A 17,615-nucleotide genomic window follows, 5' to 3' on the forward strand; every position below is an offset into this window, starting at 1 on the left:
GCGCCCGAAGCGATCGAACGGATCTCCTACCGCGGCAGTGGCTTTCGCCATTGGGAAACATTGAGCTCGATGCGGCTGCGATGCGATCCAGACCATGAGGTGTCGAGGCCGAAGTGGTTGGCCAGCACCACGATCCGTTCGCCCACCAAGGTGTCGGTGCGCTCGGTGATCTCGGCGACCGCCGCCTCGTCGCCGGCGGCGGCGGCGCGCACCAACGAGTCCGGCAACGACGGGTGGGGCCGAAACGAGCTGAAACCCAGATACAGGGTGGGTTCGGCCTCGCCCAGCCGCAGCGCATCCTGCTCGTGGAAGTAGGTGTAGGCCCACTCCCGATAGCGGTACCAGTCCTCGGGTTCCGGGTTGGGGGAGCGCTCGTCATCGATGTCGTGCGTCGCGCAGGTGGTACAGCAGGAGAAGCACATCCGGGCCAGGATGCCCTCGGATTCGAGCTGGGCGAAGGTGTACTGCAACCGGCCGTAGTCCCCGGTGTCGGCCCAGGATGCCTGCTCGGCCAGGCGCCGGCGCCACATCGAGTCCATCAGTTCGGCCGCTTCCCCGGGATCGACCACGCCCGAGTCATCGATCCACTCGTGTGCCATATCGAGGATTTCGTCGTACCGCCAGAACCCGGCGACCAGGTGAGAGCGGATAAACGCACTGAGCTCGTCGCGGTCACCGGTTTGCCAGTCGAGGCTGCGCATGGCCTGACCCTACCGGCGCAACCGAGCCCGTCAGCGCACCAATCGGGCCCGTTCCGGCTACCGTGGCGACTCGGCGTTCCGCGCGCGTACCTGCGACACCACCGTGCGGATCGCGTCGACGACTGCGTCAGGCCTCTCCAGCTGAATGACGTGACTGGAATCGTCGAGCTTGCGATGCGTGCTCCGGGTCGACCAGCTCGCCTCCTCGACCTGCATCTCCCACCAGGCCTGTTGCATCCGGTCGAACTGGTCACGGGTCAAGCCGGTGCCCGCCCGCTCGGATTCGCTGTAGGCGCTCCAGGGTTTGCCCCGGGACAGGACAGCCAGTGGCCGGTCGCCCAGGTCGCGGAAGGTCCCCGCTTCCCGCAACGTGGCCTCCATGGCGTCGGCCTCGTCGAATGAGGCGGCCAGCGAGACGGGCTGGTAGGCGCCGATCGCGGCGACGACATCAGCCGGTAGTTCCGGCACGGTCGGCTCGGGAATGAGCAGCCGCGGCAGGCCCGTCCACGTCAGGTACCGCAGAACTTTGAACACCGCGGGGATGCCGGCTTCCGGATGTCCGGTCGCGGCCGCCAACCGGCCGGTCTGATCCGGGTGGGCAGCATCGACGAAGACCAGGCCGGCTACTTCGCTCCCGTGGTACTTGGTGAAGATCATGGTGAGAGGCCCGCCGAGCGATGCCCCGACCATGACGTAGGGCGGCGATTCGTTTGCCGCCTGCAGTGTCCGCTGAAGATCGGCGACAACTGCGACGGGGTCACGTGGCCCGTCGCCGGCAGACTCGCTCCACATGAGTCCGGCGCGATCGTACGAACACACCCGGGTGAAGGTGGCCGCTTGTCGCTGCACCGGGAACCACAGCGCGGAACCGCTCGTGTCGGCACCGGACTCGAGTACCACTGTCGGCGAGCCGTGGCCGCGACAGTCGAGATGAACGGCGCGGCCGCCGATGTCGATCATCTTGCCCGGGGCTGGAAACTCCGCGGCGGCGCGGTTTCGTTCGATCTGTTCCCACGCCGCGCCCGACCCGATCACCACGACCACAGTCGCCAGGACGCACAGCGCGATTATTTTGACGAGTCGCCTCACGCTGCCAAGTTACTGGCGCGCCAGCGCAACCCGGGCCCCGATCCGACACCGCTATTGCGTGGCACCGATACTTACCGGGTGCACTCGACCGACGCCGACCTGGCCGCCGCAGTGGCCAAGGAGGCCGGCGAGTTGTTGTTGGCCGTGCGCGAGGAGGTCGGTTTCTACGACCCGTACTACCTCGGCGACGAGGGCGACCGTCGATCCAACGCGCTGATCCTCGATCGCCTGGCCCAGGCCCGCCCCGGTGATTCCGTGCTCAGCGAGGAGGCGGTCGACGACCTTTCCCGCGTCGAGGCCGACCGGGTCTGGATCGTCGACCCGGTGGACGGCACGCACGAGTTCTCCTTGCCCGGCCGTGAGGACTGGGCGGTGCACATCGCCCTGTGGCAGCGCTCGGTGGGTGTCGACGGGGGCCTGTCGGATGCGGTGGTGGCCCTGCCCGCCCGGGGTGAGGTGTACCGCAGCGACACGGTCACCCCGCCCGGGCCGCGGCGGCCCGGCCCCCTGTTGATCACCGCGAGCTCCAACCGCCCCCCGGCGGTGCTGTGGCGGATACGTGAGCAGCTCGATTTCCGGATGGTGCGCATCGGCTCGGCCGGGGCCAAGGCGATGGCCGTGGTGCGCGGCGACGTCGACGCGTACATCCACGCCGGCGGGCAGTGGGAGTGGGATTCGGCCGCACCTGCGGGTGTGGTGATGGCCGCCGGTCTGCACGCGTCCCGGCTGGACGGCTCGGAGCTGCGCTACAACCGCGCCGACCCCTACCTGCCGGATTTCGTCATGTGCCGCAAAGAGCTGGCGCCGATCCTGCTCGAGGCCATCGGAGTGGCCCGGTGAGCGTTCTCCGGCGCGAGCCGACGGGGGATGCGGGAATGAAACCGGCGGCGGCGTTGTCTGACTTGCTGAACTGTGTGGGACCGACCGGCGGGAGGCCGTCCTGAGCGAGCACCTTAGAGTCGAGACCATGCGATCGTGGTCGGCACCGTCAATTCCGGTGCTGGAAGGACGTGGTCCGCAGCTGCGGTTGTACGACAGCGCCGACCGGCAGGTACGGCCGGTGACCCCCGGGCCGACCGCCACCATGTACGTGTGTGGCATCACCCCGTACGACGCCACGCATCTCGGCCATGCCGCGACGTACCTGACCTTCGATCTGGTGTACCGGCTGTGGCTGGACGCCGGACACACCGTGCACTACGTGCAGAACGTCACCGACGTGGACGATCCGTTGTTCGAGCGGGCCGATCGTGACGGCATCGACTGGCGTGACCTCGGCGACCGGGAAACCCAGCTGTTCCGCGACGACATGGCGGCCCTGCGTGTGCTGCCGCCGCGCGACTACGTCGCCGCCACCGACGCGATCACCGAGGTGGTCGAGCTGGTGGAGAAGATGCTGGCCTCCGGCGCGGCATATGTGGTCGACGACGCCGAATATCCCGACGTGTACTACCGCGCCGACGCCACGGTCCAGTTCGGCTACGAGTCGGGCTATGACCGCGAGACCATGCTGCGGCTGTTCGGCGAGCGAGGCGGTGACCCGGACCGTGCCGGCAAGGGCGACGAACTCGATGCCCTGCTGTGGCGGGCTCAGCGTCCCGGTGAGCCCAGCTGGCCCTCGCCCTTCGGCGCGGGCCGGCCCGGCTGGCACGTCGAGTGCTCGGCCATCGCGCTCACCCGCATCGGCTCGGGCCTGGACATCCAGGGCGGCGGCAGCGATCTGATCTTCCCGCACCACGAGTTCTCCGCCGCGCATGCCGAATCCGTCACGGGGGAGCGGCGTTTCGCCCGCCACTACGTGCACGCCGGCATGATCGGCTGGGACGGGCACAAGATGAGCAAGAGCCGCGGCAACCTGGTGCTGGTCTCGCGTCTGCGCGCCGACGGTGTCGACCCGTCCGCGCTCCGGCTCGGGCTGTTCGCGGGCCACTACCGGTCGGACCGGTTCTGGAGCGATGCGGTGCTCGAAGAGGCCAACGCCCGGCTGAAGCACTGGCGCAGCGCCACCGCGCTGTCCGCCGGTCCCGACGCCGCCGACGTGGTGGCCCGGGTGCGCCAATACCTGGCCGACGATCTCGACACTCCGAAAGCTCTTGCCGCACTGGATGGTTGGTGTACCGATGCGTTGACCTACGGCGGCCATGATCCGGCCGCGCCGCGGCAGGTCGCCGACACCGTGGATGCGCTGCTGGGAGTCGAACTCTAGACCTCGTCGGGCGCGCCCGGGTGCGGTACGTTGCGGCCATGGGTTCTGTGAACGGGAAAGTCGTCTTCATCACCGGCGGTGCACGCGGCATCGGCGCCGAGGTGGCCCGCCGACTGCGGCGCAGGGGCGCCAAACTGGTGCTCACCGACCTCGATGAGGCGCCGTTGAGTGCGCTGGCCGCCGAACTCGGCGAGGAGCACGTGCTGACCGCGCTGGCCGACGTGCGCGATCTGGCCGCCATGCAGAAGGCCGCCGACGCCGCCGTCGAGCGGTTCGGCGGCATCGACATCGTGATGGCCAACGCGGGCATCGCCAGCTTCGGTTCGGTCATGCAGGTGGATCCCGAGGCGTTCAAGCGGGTCGTCGACATCAACGTCGTCGGGGTGTTCAACACAGTGCGCGCCACGCTGCCCGCGGTCGTCAAGCGTCGCGGGTACGTACTGGTGGTGTCCTCGCTCGCGGCGTTCACCTCCGCACCCGGGCTGGCCGCCTATCACGCCTCCAAGGCGGGCGCCGAGTACTTCGCCAACACGCTGCGCCTGGAGGTGGCCCACCTCGGCGTCGACGTGGGCTCGGCCCACATGAGCTGGATCGACACCCCTCTTGTGCAGGACGCCAAGTCGGATCTGTCGGCGTTCCGGGAGATGCTGTCCAAGCTGCCGCCGCCGCTGAACCGGACCACCACCGTCGACGCCTGTGGTGCGGCGTTCGTGAAGGGCATCGAGGCACGCAAGAAGCGCATCTACAGCCCGGAGTGGGTCGGGGTGTTCCGCTGGATCCGGCCGTTCGTGACGACGCCGCTGGCGGAGCGCGACATCCTCAAGTTCACCCCGACGCTGCTGCCGAAACTCGACGCGGAGGCGGCCGCACTCGGGCGCTCGACCAGCGCCCGTATCGAGGCACTGGAGAAGCCGGAGGCCTAGCGGCCGCTAGCTGGATCGGGCGCTCAGCGGCCTCTGCGCCGCAGGTAGCGCTCGAACTCGGCCGCCAGCGCGTCGCCGTCGATCTTGCCGAGCACCTCGTGCATGTCGACCTCGGCGTCGCCGCGCTGTTCCAACGAGGCGACGTACTCCGCGATCTCCTCGTCCTCGGCGGTCATCTCGGTGACGGCCTGCTCCCACTCCTCGGCGGCGGCGGGCAGGTCGGCCAGTGGCACTTCGACGTCCAGCACGTCCTCTACCCGGCGCAGCAGGGCGACGGTGGCCTTGGGGCTGGGCGGCTGCGACACGTAGTGCGGTACCGCGGCCCAGAAGGTCACCGCCGGGATTCCGGCCTGCACGCAGGCATCCTGGAACACGCCGGCGATCCCGGTCGGCCCTTCGTAGCGGGTCTCCTCCAGGCCGAAGAACTTCGCCGACTCGGCCGAATACGCCGAGCCCGACACGGGCACGGGCCGGGTGTGCGGGGTATCGGCCAGCAGTGCGCCCAGGATCACGACGGTCTGCACGTTGAGCTTGTCGGCGATGGCGAGCAACTCGGCGCAGAAGGTGCGCCAGCGCATGTTGGGTTCGACGCCGTGCATCAACACCACGTCACGGTTGCTGCCCGGCGGACGGCAGTGCGAGATCCGCATCGACGGCCATTCCAGCTCCCGTGTGACGCCGTCGACCTGGCGGATCACCGGGCGGTTCACCTGATAGTCGTAGTACGACTCGTCGTCGATCTCGACGATCGGCTGGGCCTCCCAGATCGCATCCAGGTGGTCCAGCGCGTCACTGGCCGCGTCGCCGGCGTCATTCCAGCCCTCGAAGGCGGCCACGATGGTGGCGTCCTTCAATTCGGGCAGATTAATAGGCCGGCCGGCGGTCGGATACGACGGTGTCACACGTTCAGCGTAAGCCTTGAAGAGTGCCGATGAGCCCGTTGTGCGCGCGGGTCGCCGCCGCGCCGATCAGCCGGTTTGATAGACCGACTACCCTGTTTCATGTGACTGCCGCTGACAAATCCGCCTACGACGTCGACGTGCTCGACACGCGCGTAGTGGCAGGCAGCGGCGTCATGGGCATCCAGCTGCAGGCTGCCGATCTCACCCTCGTTGATCTCGAAACCATCGACGGTCGCGGCGAGATCCGCACCGTGACCTGCCCCGAGGTCATCGAAACGATCCATCGCAACTATTTCCAGGCCGGCGCCGGCGCGGCCGTGGCGAAATACGTTCGGCTGCAATCTGGTTAACCCTGGTGCCTACGACATTGCTGACAAAATCGGTGAGCTGTCACTCGGGGGCACCGCAATCGCCACGCGGGTCGGGGTCGATCGTGGCGACGAGTTGGGCGTCCGCGCGTCCGTCGGATGACGACGTAGACTCTTCTGGTCGAGAGGCGTTGCAACGGTTCCGGGTTTCTACCCGTATCCGCCACGCTCGGCAGAGTCAAGGACGCCTTCCGTTACGGAAGGAGTGCACGTGACTGCTGGTGAGTCGACGACCTTTACGCCGAACATCCGCCCCGACTGCACCGACGAACTGACGGCGGCCATGCGCCAGCGGATCCTGGTGATCGACGGCGCGATGGGCACCGCGATCCAGCGGGACCGGCCCGACGAGGCCGGCTACCGCGGCGACCGGTTCACTGAGTGGCCAACCGCTCTCCAGGGCAACAACGACCTGCTCAACCTGACGCAGCCGCAGATCATCGAGGGGATCCACCGCGAGTACCTCGAGGCGGGCGCCGACATCCTGGAGAGCAACACGTTCAACGCGAACGCGGTCTCGCTCGCCGACTACGACATGGCGGACCTCAGCTACGAGTTGAACTACGCGGGCGCCGCCCTGGCCCGTACGGCCGCCGACGAGTTCAGCACCCCGGAAAAGCCCCGCTATGTCGCCGGGGCCATCGGACCGACGACGCGGACGGCGTCGATCTCGCCTGACGTCAACGACCCCGGGGCCCGCAACGTCTCCTACGACCAGCTGGTCGCCGCCTACCTCGAAGCCGCCAACGGCCTCGTCGACGGCGGTGCCGACCTCCTCATCGTCGAGACGATCTTCGACTCGCTGAACGCCAAGGCGGCGGTGTTCGCCATCGAGACGCTGTTCGAGCAGCGCGGCCGCCGTTGGCCGGTGATCATCTCGGGCACCATCACCGACGCATCCGGGCGGACGCTGTCCGGTCAGGTCACCGAGGCGTTCTGGAACGCGATCAGGCACGCGAAGCCGATCGCCGTGGGCCTCAACTGCGCCCTGGGTGCCCCGGAGATGAGGCCCTACATCGCCGAGATGGCGCGGATCGCGGACACCTACGTCTCCTGCTACCCGAACGCGGGTCTGCCCAACGCCTTCGGCGAGTACGACGAGTCCCCGGAGCATCAGGCCGGCTACATCGCAGAGTTCGCCGAGGCCGGCCTGGTCAACCTGGTCGGTGGTTGCTGCGGAACGGCGCCGGCGCACATCGCCGAGATCGCCAAGGTCGTCGAGGGCAAGACGCCGCGCGAGCTGCCGGATATCGAGGTCGCCACCCGGCTCTCGGGGCTGGAGCCGCTCAACATCACCGACGACTCCCTGTTCGTGAACATCGGTGAGCGCACCAACATCACCGGCTCCGCGCGGTTCCGGAACCTGATCAAGGCCGAGGACTACGACACCGCGCTGTCGGTCGCGCTGCAGCAGGTCGAGGTCGGGGCGCAGGTCATCGACATCAACATGGACGAAGGGATGATCGACGGCGTCGCCGCGATGGACCGGTTCACCAAGCTGATCGCGGCCGAGCCGGACATCAGCCGCGTCCCGGTGATGATCGACTCCTCCAAATGGGAGGTCATCGAGGCAGGCCTGAAGAACGTCCAGGGCAAGCCGATCGTCAACTCGATCTCCATGAAGGAGGGCGAGGAGAAGTTCATCCGCGAGGCCCGGCTGTGCCGTAAGTACGGTGCCGCCGTCGTGGTGATGGCCTTCGACGAACAGGGGCAGGCCGACAACCTGGAGCGCCGCAAGGAGATCTGCGGGCGCGCATACCGGATCCTGACCGAAGAGGTCGGCTTCCCGGCCGAGGACATCATCTTCGACCCGAACTGCTTCGCGCTCGCGACCGGCATCGAGGAGCACGCGACCTACGGGATCGACTTCATCGAGGCCTGCGCCTGGATCAAGGAAAACCTGCCCGGAGTGCACATCTCCGGTGGCATCTCGAACGTGTCGTTCTCGTTCCGGGGCAACAACCCCGTGCGCGAGGCGATCCACGCGGTGTTCCTGTTCCACGCCATCAAGGCCGGCCTGGACATGGGCATCGTCAACGCCGGGGCGCTGGTGCCCTACGACTCGATCGACCCCGAGCTGCGGGACCGCATCGAGGACGTCGTGCTGAACCGTCGCGAGGACGCGGCCGAACGGCTCCTGGAGATCGCCGAACGGTTCAACAGCAAGGACAAGGGCGAGGACCCGGTCGCGGCCGAATGGCGCAGCCTGCCGGTCCGCGAGCGGATCACACACGCCCTGGTCAAGGGCATCGACGCGCACGTCGATGACGACACCGAGGAACTGCGGGCCGAGATCGCCACCGCGGGCGGGCGGCCGATCGAGGTGATCGAGGGCCCGCTGATGGACGGCATGAACGTCGTCGGCGACCTCTTCGGCTCGGGCAAGATGTTCCTGCCCCAGGTCGTGAAGTCGGCCCGGGTGATGAAGAAGGCTGTTGCCTACCTGCTGCCGTTCATCGAGGCCGAGAAAGAACAGAACGGCGAAGCCGCAGGTGGGGACACCAACGGCACGATCATCATGGCGACCGTGAAGGGCGACGTCCACGACATCGGCAAGAACATCGTCGGGGTCGTCCTGCAGTGCAACAACTACACCGTCATCGACCTCGGTGTGATGGTGCCCGCCCAGAAGATCCTGGACGCGGCCAGGGAGCACAACGCCGACATCATCGGGCTGTCCGGTCTGATCACCCCGTCCCTGGACGAGATGGTCAACTTCGCGGTCGAGATGGAACGCGAGGGGATGGAGATCCCGCTGCTGATCGGTGGCGCCACCACCTCGCGCGCTCACACCGCCGTGAAGGTGGCGCCGCGTCGCAGTGGTCCCGTGGTGTGGGTCAAGGACGCTTCCCGCTCGGTGCCGGTGGCTGCCGCGCTGCTCGACGACAAGCAGCGGCCGGCGCTGCTGGAGGCCACCGCGACCGACTACGCCGCCCTTCGCGAACGGCACGCCCAGAAGAACGAGCGGCCGATGCTCACGCTGGAGAAGGCCCGCGCCAACCGGACGCCGATCGAGTGGGACGGGTACACACCGCCGGTGCCGGCTATCGGTGCGGGAATACGGGATTTTCTTGAGTACGACCTCGCCGAACTGCGTGAGTACATCGACTGGCAGCCGTTCTTCAACGCTTGGGAGATGAAGGGCCGGTTCCCCGACATCCTCAACAACCCGGTCTCGGGCGAGGCGGCGCGCAAGCTGTACGACGATGCCCAGCAGATGCTGGACACCCTGATCAAGGAGAAGTGGCTCAAGGCCAACGGGGTGATCGGGTTCTTCCCGGCGAACGCGGTCGGCGACGACATCGAGGTCTACACCGATGAGACCCGGACCGAGGTGCTGACCACGCTGCACAACCTGCGCCAGCAGGGTGAGCACCGCGACGGCATCCCGAACCGTTCGCTGGGCGACTACATCGCGCCGAAGGACACGGGCCTGGCCGACTACGTCGGCGCTTTCGCCGTCACCTCGGGGCTCGGCAGCCAGGACAAGATCATGGAGTTCAAGGCGGCCCTCGACGACTACAGCGCCATCCTGCTGGAGTCGCTCGCCGATCGGCTGGCAGAGGCGTTCGCCGAACGGATGCATCAACGGGTCCGTGAGGAGTTCTGGGGATACCAGCCTGACGAGCAGCTGGACAACGAGGCACTGATCGGTGAGAAGTACGTCGGAATCCGCCCTGCCCCCGGCTACCCGGCCTGCCCGGAGCACACCGAGAAGGTGACGCTCTGGCAGTTGATGAACGTCAAGGAGCGCACCGGCATCGAGCTCACCGAGTCGATGGCGATGTGGCCCGGCGCGGCCGTCAGCGGCTGGTACTTCTCGCACCCGCAGTCGCAGTACTTCGTGGTCGGCCGGATGGCTCAGGACCAGGTCGCCGACTACGCGAAGCGCAAGGGCTGGACCCTGGCCGAAGCCGAGCGCTGGCTCGCCCCCAACCTCGGCTACAACCCCGAGGACTGACCGAACTGAAACCGGTTGAGCCGGAGCGGTTTCCGTTCCGGCTCATCCCGGCGGTGGCTAGGTGAACAGGCTGCGGTTGCGGGCCGCCCACTGCGCGATCGATTCAGCGGGGGCACCCGTCAACCGCTCGACGTTGTCATTGGCGGCCTGATGTTCCGGATCGCCGTCGAACAGGTCGAGGTACCAGTGCGCGCCGTCGCCCATGACGGGGCGTAGCAGCTCTTCGGCCTCCGCGCGGCTGCACCGCTGCGAGTCGACAGGCATGCCGATGCCGGCCCCGATCTGGCGGGCGATATCGGCGCGTGACAACGCGACGGGGCCGGTGAGTTCGTACATCGCGCCCAGATGGGCATCCTGCGGGGCGGCCAACAGGTGCGCGGCCACCCGGGCGATGTCGTCCATCGACACCGGGGACTCGACGTAGTCGGGGGCGACGTCGCGGACGGTGCCCGTCTTGATCTGCGGGGCCCACATCGCGAAGTTCTCGCAGAACTCGCCGGGTCCGAGCTGGGTGTGCGCCAGCCCAGAGGCGGTGACCGCTTCGGCGTGCTCCGCCCAATGCGCGCCGCCCGACAGTGCCACCACGTACTGCACACCCGCTTGCACCAACATCTCGAGCGTGGGTTCGATGGTGGTGGGGAACGGCGCCAGATACACGCGTTCGACGCCCTCCAACGCGGCAGGCAAGGTCTCTGGTTTCCCCAGGTAACCGGTGATTGCTGTCACAGATTCGGGCAATGCCGCCTTCGCCGGGTTTGTCGTCAACGCGCGGATGTCCCCGATATCGCTGCTGCCCAAACGAATTAGTTCATCCACGACGCGCCTGCCGATGTTTCCTGTGGCTCCGGTCACCAATACCGTCATGCTCCCACGCTATAGGCGCGGTCGGACAATGCGAGAATGGTTGCCATGCGTGCGGTGCTCTGGGACATGGACGGCACCCTCGTCGACTCCGAAAAGCTTTGGGACATCGCCATGCACGCGTTGTACGCGCGGATGGGCGGGGTGCTGAGCGCGGAGGTACGGGAATCGACGGTCGGCGGTTCGTCCGAGACCGTTATGCGGATCGTGTACGACGACCTGGGGCTGGAGCCCGATCCCGCCGCCATGGCGGATTCGGCGGACTGGTTGCACGACTACACCGGTGAGCTGTTCGAGCAGGGTCTGCCGTGGCGTCCGGGTGCCCAGGAGATGCTCGACGGTCTCACCGCAGCCGGGATTCCGATGGCGCTGGTGACCAACACCCGCCGGGACCTCGCCGAGCGGGCATTGAACAGCATTGGCCGCCACTACTTTTCGGTGACCGTCTGCGGTGACGAGGTCGACACCGGCAAGCCGGCCCCCGACCCGTACCTGCGGGCGGCCGATCTCCTCGGTGTCTCCGCCACATCCTGCCTGGCGGTCGAGGATTCGGTCACCGGCACAGAATCCGCCGAGGCCGCGGGCTGCCCGGTGCTGGTGGTGCCCAACGACGTGGCGGTACCCGGAGGCCCATTGCGCAGGCACGTTTCCTCGCTGGCGCAACTCGATGTGGCCGGCCTCCGCGCCGTGTATCACGAACTGAATTCCCAAGCCGGAGAACGCACCGCCTGATCCTGCCCGTGTGATTCAATGTGATCCTGATCACGCATTGCTGCGGAAGGGCGTCCCATGACTCACGGACCGGTCGGCGATCCTGCATCGGACCTCGACTACGAGGAATCCGAGCACAGCGGCAAGGTGGTCCGGATCGCTTCGGTGGCTGCATTGGGCGGTTTGCTTTTCGGTTATGACAGCGCGGTGATCAACGGGGCGGTCGCGGCCCTGCAGGACGAATTCCAGATCAACAACGTGGTTCTGGGTTCCGCGGTGGCCTCGGCGCTGCTGGGGGCCGCGGTGGGCGCGTTGACCGCAGGCCAGCTGGCCGACCGGATCGGCCGGCGGTCGGTCATGAAGCTCGCGGCGTTGCTGTTCTTGATCAGTGCGATCGGTACCGCGGTTGCCACCCACATCTGGCTTGTGGTGATCTTCCGCATCATCGGCGGCCTCGGGGTCGGCGTCGCCTCCGTCATCGCGCCGACGTATATCGCCGAGACGGCACCACCGCGCATCCGGGGGCGCCTGGGCTCACTGCAGCAGTTGGCGATCGTGACGGGGATCTTCCTGTCCCTGTCGGTCGATTATCTGCTCGCGCACCTGGCCGGCGGGTCCCGCGAAGAACTCTGGTTCGGGCTGGCGGCCTGGCGCTGGATGTTCCTGGTGATGGCCATTCCTGCCCTGGTGTACGGCCTGCTGGCCTACACCATCCCGGAGTCGCCGCGGTATCTGGTCGCGAAGTTCCGTATTCCAGAGGCACGCAAGGTTCTCTCCATGCTGCTCGGCGAGAAGAACCTCGAGATCACCATTCACCGGATCGAGGACTCGCTGAAGTCCGAGAAGCCGCCGTCCTGGCAGGATCTGCTCAAGCCGCGCCTGTCCGCCGGTGGGTTCACCGCATGGGTGCGGCGCTACGTGTGGTGGCTGCTGCTGCTGTTCATCGTCCTCGCCGTCGCGTCGGTTTCGGCCGGGTTGTGGATCCCGGCGGTGGTCTTCTTCGCGCTCGGCATCGGGGTGGCCGCTGTCAGTGGGCTTTACGGCATCGTCTGGGTTGGCTTGGGGCTGTCCATCTTTCAGCAGTTCGTCGGCATCAACGTGATCTTCTACTACTCGAATGTGCTGTGGGAGGCAGTCGGATTCGAGGAGAGCCAGGCGTTCACCATCACCGTGATCACCTCGGTGACCAACATCGTCACCACGCTGATCGCGATCGCGCTGATCGACAAGATCGGGCGCAAGCCGCTGCTGCTGATCGGGTCCACCGGTATGGCGCTCACCCTGGGCACGATGGCCGTGATCTTCGGAACCGCGCCGCAGGTCGATGGCCAGCCGCAGCTGAGCGGTGCGGCCGGGCCGATAGCACTGGTGGCGGCCAACCTGTTCGTGGTGGCCTTCGGCATGTCCTGGGGTCCGGTGGTGTGGGTTCTGCTGGGGGAGATGTTCCCCAACCGCATCCGCGCCGCGGCGCTGGGCCTGGCGGCGGCGGGTCAGTGGGTGGCCAACTGGCTGATCACCGTGTCGTTCCCGGAGCTGCGCAACGTACTGGGCGTGGCATACGGCTTCTACGCGCTGTGCGCACTGCTGTCGTTGCTGTTCGTCTGGAAGTGGGTCGAGGAGACCAAGGGCAAGCACCTGGAGGACATGCACGCCGACGCGCTGAGCGCTCAGCCGGCAGGCGGCGGCGGAGGCTCGTAGTCGTCGTCATACGGCGCGCAGCCGACGCAGCGGGCGATCTCGACGGCGGCCTCGACCAGCTTCTCCGGCGAGATGTCGTGGTGGGCCAGATAGACCTCACAGCGCCCGGCGACCACCCAGACGCTGGACAGTCGCACCTGCACCAGGGCGAATTCGTCGGGTTCGGTGCGTTGGACCTCATAGGTTCCCGGGGTGAGGTCGGCGCCGTAGCGCAGTTCTTCGACCTCGGCGGTGAACTCGTCTACCGGGTGGATCGCCACGGTGAGCGCCGGAGCCGACGCCACGTCGGCACCCCACGATGCGGACAGGCATTCGAGCGGCAGGATGGGGTTGGCGAGGCGATTGTTCTGGACCAGGCCGTCGACCGTCAGGTATCTGGACAGGATCGCGCGGATCGCGGTGACCCGGGCAGTGTAGGTCCGCAGCTCGTCGCCGACAGGTTCGCTCACCCTTCTATTGCACCCCACAAATCGACCCCCACCGAGCATGAAACAATTCATGCCTGTGAAGACCTTCGAGGCCCTGTTTGCCGAACTCAGCGACAAAGCGCGCACCAGACCTGCCGGTAGCGGCACGGTCGCCGCACTTGACGCCGGCGTCCATGGGCTCGGCAAGAAGATCCTGGAGGAAGCCGGCGAGGTGTGGCTGGCCGCCGAGCACGAGAGCGACGAGTCGCTCGCCGAGGAGGTCAGCCAGTTGCTGTACTGGACCCAGGTGCTGATGATCTCCCGGGGCCTGACCCTCGACGACGTCTACCGGAAGTTGTGAGCCGTGGCCGATCAGATGTTGCGCGTCGCGGTGCCCAACAAGGGCTCACTCAGCGAAGCGGCCGGCGAGATCCTCGCCGAGGCCGGGTACCGGCGTCGGCGTGACCCCAAGGATCTGACGGTCGTCGATCCGGTCAACAACGTCGAGTTCTTCTTTCTGCGGCCCAAGGACATCGCGATCTACGTGGGTTCGGGTCAGCTCGACCTGGGCATCACCGGACGGGACCTGGCCGCCGATTCCGACGCTCCGGTGCGGGAGCGCCTGTCGCTGGGCTTCGGTGGCTCGACCTTCCGATACGCCGCTCCCGCCGGCCGGGAGTGGAGCCCGAAGGATCTGGCGGGCAAGCGGATCGCCACGTCGTTCCCCAACCTGGTTCGCAAGGACCTTGCGGCGCAGGGGATCGAGGCGTCGGTGATCCGGCTGGACGGCGCCGTCGAGATCTCGATCCAGCTCGGGGTCGCCGACGTGATCGCCGACGTGGTCGGTTCCGGTCGCACTCTGGGCCTGCACGGCCTGGTGGCGTTCGGTGCGCCGCTGTGCGAGTCGGAGGCCGTGCTGATCGAGCGCGACGGTGCCGAGGGGGACGGCAGTGCGTCCGCGCGCGATCAGCTGACGGCGCGCGTGCAGGGCGTAGTGTTCGGCCAGCAGTACCTGATGCTGGATTACGACTGCCCGCGTGCGGTTTTGGACCAGGCCACCGCGGTGACGCCGGGGCTGGAGTCACCGACCATCGCGCCGCTGGCGGATCCGGATTGGGTGGCGGTGCGGGCTTTGGTCCCGCGTCGCGACGTCAACGCCATCATGGATGAGATCGCCGCGATCGGCGCCAAAGCGATACTCGCATCGGATATTCGGTTCTGCCGTTTCTGACGGGCGGACACCGCCCTGTCTGATCGGCGCGTGCCGCGCCGCATTGCGTGTTAGCGTCCGGGTGACAATTTCAGACCTCGGAGGTCGCCGTGACGCATTTTCTGGTTCTGTTGTTGGCTCTTTTCATCGGTGTGGTGGCCGGATTGCGGGCATTCACCGCTCCGGCCGCGGTGGCGTGGGCCGCCGCACTGAACTGGATCAACCTCGACGGCACCTGGGCCCAGTGGTTGGCTCACCCGGTCACGGTCACCGTGTTGACCATTCTTGCTGTGGTGGAGTTGGTTACCGATCAGCTGCCGCGCACGCCCAGCCGTAAGACCCCGGTGCAGTTCATCACCCGTCTGATCACCGGGGCGTTCGCCGGTGCGGTGATCGGCACCGCGTGGGGCTTCACGTTCACCGCGCTCGGTGCGGCCCTCGTGGGTGCCGTGATCGGCACCCTCGGTGGGTACGAGGCGCGAAAGCGCTTGGTCAGCCGCAATGATGGCCACGATCTGCCGGTCGCGCTGTTCGAGGACGCAGTCGCCGTGCTCGGCGGCTTCGCGATCGCAGCCCTGACCTCCGTCCTCTAGTTCATGGCGCCCGCGCAAAGTTTCGACGCAATCGTCATCGGCGCGGGTCAAGCCGGGCCGCCGTTGGCGGGCCGGTTGACCGCAGCAGGGCAGACGGTCGCGGTGATCGAACGCAAGCTGGTCGGCGGTACCTGCGTCAACTACGGCTGTATCCCCACCAAAACCCTGGTGGCCAGTGCGCATGCCGCCCATCTCGCGCGGCGCGGCGCTGATTTCGGCGTCGGCACAGGCGAAATCGACATCGACATGACCAAGGTCAAGGCCCGCAAGGATGCGATCATGCTGGCCGACCGCCATGGGGTGGAGGATTGGCTGAAGGGCATGGACGGCGCCACCCTGATCCGTGGCCACGCCCGTTTCGTCGACCCGCACACCATCGACGTCGACGGCCAGTTGCTGCGGGCCGATCGGATCTTTCTCAATGTCGGTGGCCGGGCCGTAGTTCCGGATTTTCCTGGTTTGGACGGCATCGACTACCTGACCAACGTCGGCATCCTGGACCTCGACGTCGTGCCCGAACACCTGGTGATCGTGGGCGGCAGTTACATCGCGCTGGAGTTCGCACAGATGTACCGCCGGTTCGGTGCCCGGGTGACGGTGGTCGAGAAGGGGCCACGGCTGACCTCGCGTGAGGACGAGGACGTATCGGCCACCATCGCCGAGGTCCTGCGGGCCGAGGGGATCGACGTGGTGCTCAACGCCACCGGCATCCGGTTTACCAAGCGGGACAGCGGTTTCGAGGTGACGCCGCGTGACGGTGCCGATCCGATTGCGGGAACGCACCTGCTGCTCGCGGTGGGACGGGCTCCCAACACCGACGATCTCGGGTTGGAGAACGCCGGCGTGGACCTCGACGGGCGCGGCTACGTCGTGGTCGACGATCAGCTGCGCACCACCGCCGAGCACATCTGGGCGATGGGGGACTGCAACGGCAAGGGCGCCTTCACCCACACGTCTTACAACGACTTCGAGATCGTCGCCGCCAATCTGCTCGACGATGATCCGCGTCGCGTGAGCGATCGCATCACCACCTATGCGCTCTACATCGATCCGCCGCTGGGCCGGGCCGGGATGACGGTCGATCAGGTGCGGAAGTCCGGCCGAAAGGCGTTGGTGGGCAAGCGCCCGATGACCAGGGTCGGCCGTGCGGTGGAAAAAGGCGAGACCCAGGGCTTCATGAAAGTGGTGGTGGATGCCGAGACCAAGGAGATTCTGGGGGCGGCCATCCTCGGTGTCGGCGGCGACGAGGTGGTGCACTCGATCCTCGACGTCATGACGGCGAAACTGCCCTACACCGCGATATCGCGGACCATGCACATCCACCCCACCGTCAGCGAGCTGGTGCCTACGATGCTGCAGGAGCTGAAGCCGCTGGACTGAACGTGCGGCCGATGTTGAGCTGACGCGTCACCAGAGCGACCCGCTGTCCGAGGTGGCGGCAGGTCTGGACATCGGCCGGGTGCACCTGGTCGGGCCCGGCATCCACGTCGGTGGCGGCCGCGGCGCCCAGCCAGAACCCGAGCCTGTTCAGGTCGTGCTCGCTGCCTGCCGCGCTGTTCCAGCCCGCACCCAAACCCAGGTTCACCCAATGCATGTGGTGTTGGGCGGCGAAGATCGCCAACGAGTTCAGCGTGGCGAGCTTGTCTCCGCTCTTGGCTCCGGAGTTCGTGAACCCGGCGGCGACCTTGTCGCGCCAGGTGCCGTCCATGCACCGCCGGCCGGTCTTCTCGGCGAAGGTCTGAAATCCGCCCGACACGTTGCCCATGTAGGTGGGGCTACCGAAGATCATGGCGTCGACGTTGTCCAGCACATCCCAATCCTCGTCGGTCATAGTCTCGACGTGCATGACGGTGACCTCGGCTCCGCCGTCATGAGCGCCTGCCGCGACGGCATCGGCCAGGGTCGACGTGTGGCCGAACCCGGAGTGATAAACCACCGCGACGGTGGGCGCTGCGATGTCAGTTCCATTGTGTGACATGTTGTTT

General features: G+C 67.1%; 16 protein-coding genes and 1 pseudogene. 11 read left to right on the top strand and 6 right to left on the bottom strand.

Translation table 11 applies throughout. The features are described from left to right. Positions 1 to 26: 26 nt before the first annotated feature. The gene (locus EH231_RS06435) at positions 27 to 701 is read right to left on the bottom strand and encodes a DUF6891 domain-containing protein (protein WP_090431150.1); all 675 of its coding nucleotides are present in this window, start codon (positions 699 to 701) and stop codon (positions 27 to 29) included. 57 nt (positions 702 to 758) lie between these two features. After that, the gene (locus EH231_RS06440; protein ID WP_124712106.1) at positions 759 to 1,790 is read right to left on the bottom strand and encodes an alpha/beta fold hydrolase; all 1,032 of its coding nucleotides are present in this window, start codon (positions 1,788 to 1,790) and stop codon (positions 759 to 761) included. Positions 1,791 to 1,868: 78 nt separating this feature from the next. On the opposite strand from EH231_RS06440, the gene EH231_RS06445 reads away from it, so the two are divergent. The 3 genes from EH231_RS06445 to EH231_RS06455 all read left to right on the top strand — a co-directional run bounded on the left by EH231_RS06445 (position 1,869) and on the right by EH231_RS06455 (position 4,919). Then, on the top strand, positions 1,869 to 2,630 hold the full coding sequence (locus EH231_RS06445; protein ID WP_090431146.1) for a 3'(2'),5'-bisphosphate nucleotidase CysQ: 762 nt from the start codon (positions 1,869 to 1,871) through the stop codon (positions 2,628 to 2,630). Positions 2,631 to 2,757: 127 nt separating this feature from the next. Continuing rightward, positions 2,758 to 3,996 (top strand): cysteine--1-D-myo-inosityl 2-amino-2-deoxy-alpha-D-glucopyranoside ligase, encoded by a 1,239-nt coding sequence (gene mshC, locus EH231_RS06450; protein ID WP_090431145.1) that lies wholly within the window; start codon positions 2,758 to 2,760, stop codon positions 3,994 to 3,996. A 38-nt stretch (positions 3,997 to 4,034) separates the two neighbouring features. Next, on the top strand, positions 4,035 to 4,919 hold the full coding sequence (locus EH231_RS06455; RefSeq protein ID WP_090432088.1) for an SDR family oxidoreductase: 885 nt from the start codon (positions 4,035 to 4,037) through the stop codon (positions 4,917 to 4,919). A gap of 23 nt (positions 4,920 to 4,942) precedes the next feature. On the opposite strand, the gene EH231_RS06460 is transcribed toward EH231_RS06455, so the two are convergent. Further along, entirely contained in the window at positions 4,943 to 5,821 is an 879-nt protein-coding gene (locus EH231_RS06460; RefSeq protein WP_090431143.1) for a PAC2 family protein, read from the bottom strand. A 101-nt stretch (positions 5,822 to 5,922) separates the two neighbouring features. Between EH231_RS06460 and EH231_RS06465 the strand changes: the two are divergent. Together EH231_RS06465 and metH are read left to right on the top strand one after the other, a co-directional pair. Then, positions 5,923 to 6,244, top strand: a pseudogene (locus tag EH231_RS06465) (homocysteine S-methyltransferase family protein); the annotation flags it as partial. A gap of 150 nt (positions 6,245 to 6,394) precedes the next feature. Continuing rightward, positions 6,395 to 10,150 carry a methionine synthase gene (metH, locus tag EH231_RS06470; protein ID WP_420891954.1) on the top strand — a complete coding sequence of 1,252 codons (3,756 nt, stop codon included), beginning with the start codon at positions 6,395 to 6,397 and terminating at the stop codon, positions 10,148 to 10,150. A 57-nt stretch (positions 10,151 to 10,207) separates the two neighbouring features. On the opposite strand, the gene EH231_RS06475 is transcribed toward metH, so the two are convergent. Continuing rightward, positions 10,208 to 11,014, bottom strand: coding sequence for an SDR family oxidoreductase (locus tag EH231_RS06475; protein WP_090431137.1), 807 nt, complete (start codon positions 11,012 to 11,014; stop codon positions 10,208 to 10,210). Positions 11,015 to 11,059: 45 nt separating this feature from the next. Here EH231_RS06475 and EH231_RS06480 point away from each other — a divergent pair, with 45 nt between their 5' ends. Together EH231_RS06480 and EH231_RS06485 are read left to right on the top strand one after the other, a co-directional pair. Then, positions 11,060 to 11,743: an HAD family hydrolase gene (locus tag EH231_RS06480; protein WP_090432085.1), complete on the top strand. Its 684-nt coding sequence runs from the start codon at positions 11,060 to 11,062 to the stop codon at positions 11,741 to 11,743. 57 nt (positions 11,744 to 11,800) lie between these two features. Next, on the top strand, positions 11,801 to 13,420 hold the full coding sequence (locus EH231_RS06485) for a sugar porter family MFS transporter (RefSeq protein ID WP_090431135.1): 1,620 nt from the start codon (positions 11,801 to 11,803) through the stop codon (positions 13,418 to 13,420). Here EH231_RS06485 and EH231_RS06490 read toward each other — a convergent pair. After that, complete coding sequence (locus EH231_RS06490) at positions 13,390 to 13,869, bottom strand: DUF7956 family protein (protein ID WP_090431133.1); 480 nt, start codon at positions 13,867 to 13,869, stop codon at positions 13,390 to 13,392. The genes EH231_RS06485 and EH231_RS06490 overlap by 31 nt on opposite strands. 37 nt (positions 13,870 to 13,906) lie before the next feature. Between EH231_RS06490 and EH231_RS06495 the strand changes: the two genes are divergently transcribed. The 4 genes from EH231_RS06495 to EH231_RS06510 all read left to right on the top strand — a co-directional run bounded on the left by EH231_RS06495 (position 13,907) and on the right by EH231_RS06510 (position 17,010). Continuing rightward, complete coding sequence (locus tag EH231_RS06495) at positions 13,907 to 14,188, top strand: phosphoribosyl-ATP diphosphatase (protein WP_066897932.1); 282 nt, start codon at positions 13,907 to 13,909, stop codon at positions 14,186 to 14,188. Between the two features lie 15 nt (positions 14,189 to 14,203). Continuing rightward, entirely contained in the window at positions 14,204 to 15,058 is an 855-nt protein-coding gene (gene hisG / locus EH231_RS06500) for an ATP phosphoribosyltransferase (RefSeq protein ID WP_090432083.1), read from the top strand. A gap of 89 nt (positions 15,059 to 15,147) precedes the next feature. Continuing rightward, complete coding sequence (locus EH231_RS06505; protein ID WP_090431131.1) at positions 15,148 to 15,630, top strand: DUF4126 family protein; 483 nt, start codon at positions 15,148 to 15,150, stop codon at positions 15,628 to 15,630. Between the two features lie 3 nt (positions 15,631 to 15,633). Further along, positions 15,634 to 17,010, top strand: a complete 1,377-nt coding sequence (locus EH231_RS06510) for an FAD-containing oxidoreductase (protein ID WP_090431129.1) — start codon at positions 15,634 to 15,636, stop codon at positions 17,008 to 17,010. Here EH231_RS06510 and EH231_RS06515 read toward each other — a convergent pair. Next, positions 16,976 to 17,608 (bottom strand): flavodoxin family protein, encoded by a 633-nt coding sequence (locus tag EH231_RS06515; RefSeq protein ID WP_170856397.1) that lies wholly within the window; start codon positions 17,606 to 17,608, stop codon positions 16,976 to 16,978. The genes EH231_RS06510 and EH231_RS06515 overlap by 35 nt on opposite strands. Positions 17,609 to 17,615 lie beyond the last annotated feature (7 nt).

Origin of the sequence: Mycolicibacterium nivoides (assembly GCF_003855255.1) — a bacterium.
Classification (GTDB): Bacteria; Actinomycetota; Actinomycetes; order Mycobacteriales; family Mycobacteriaceae; genus Mycobacterium; species Mycobacterium nivoides.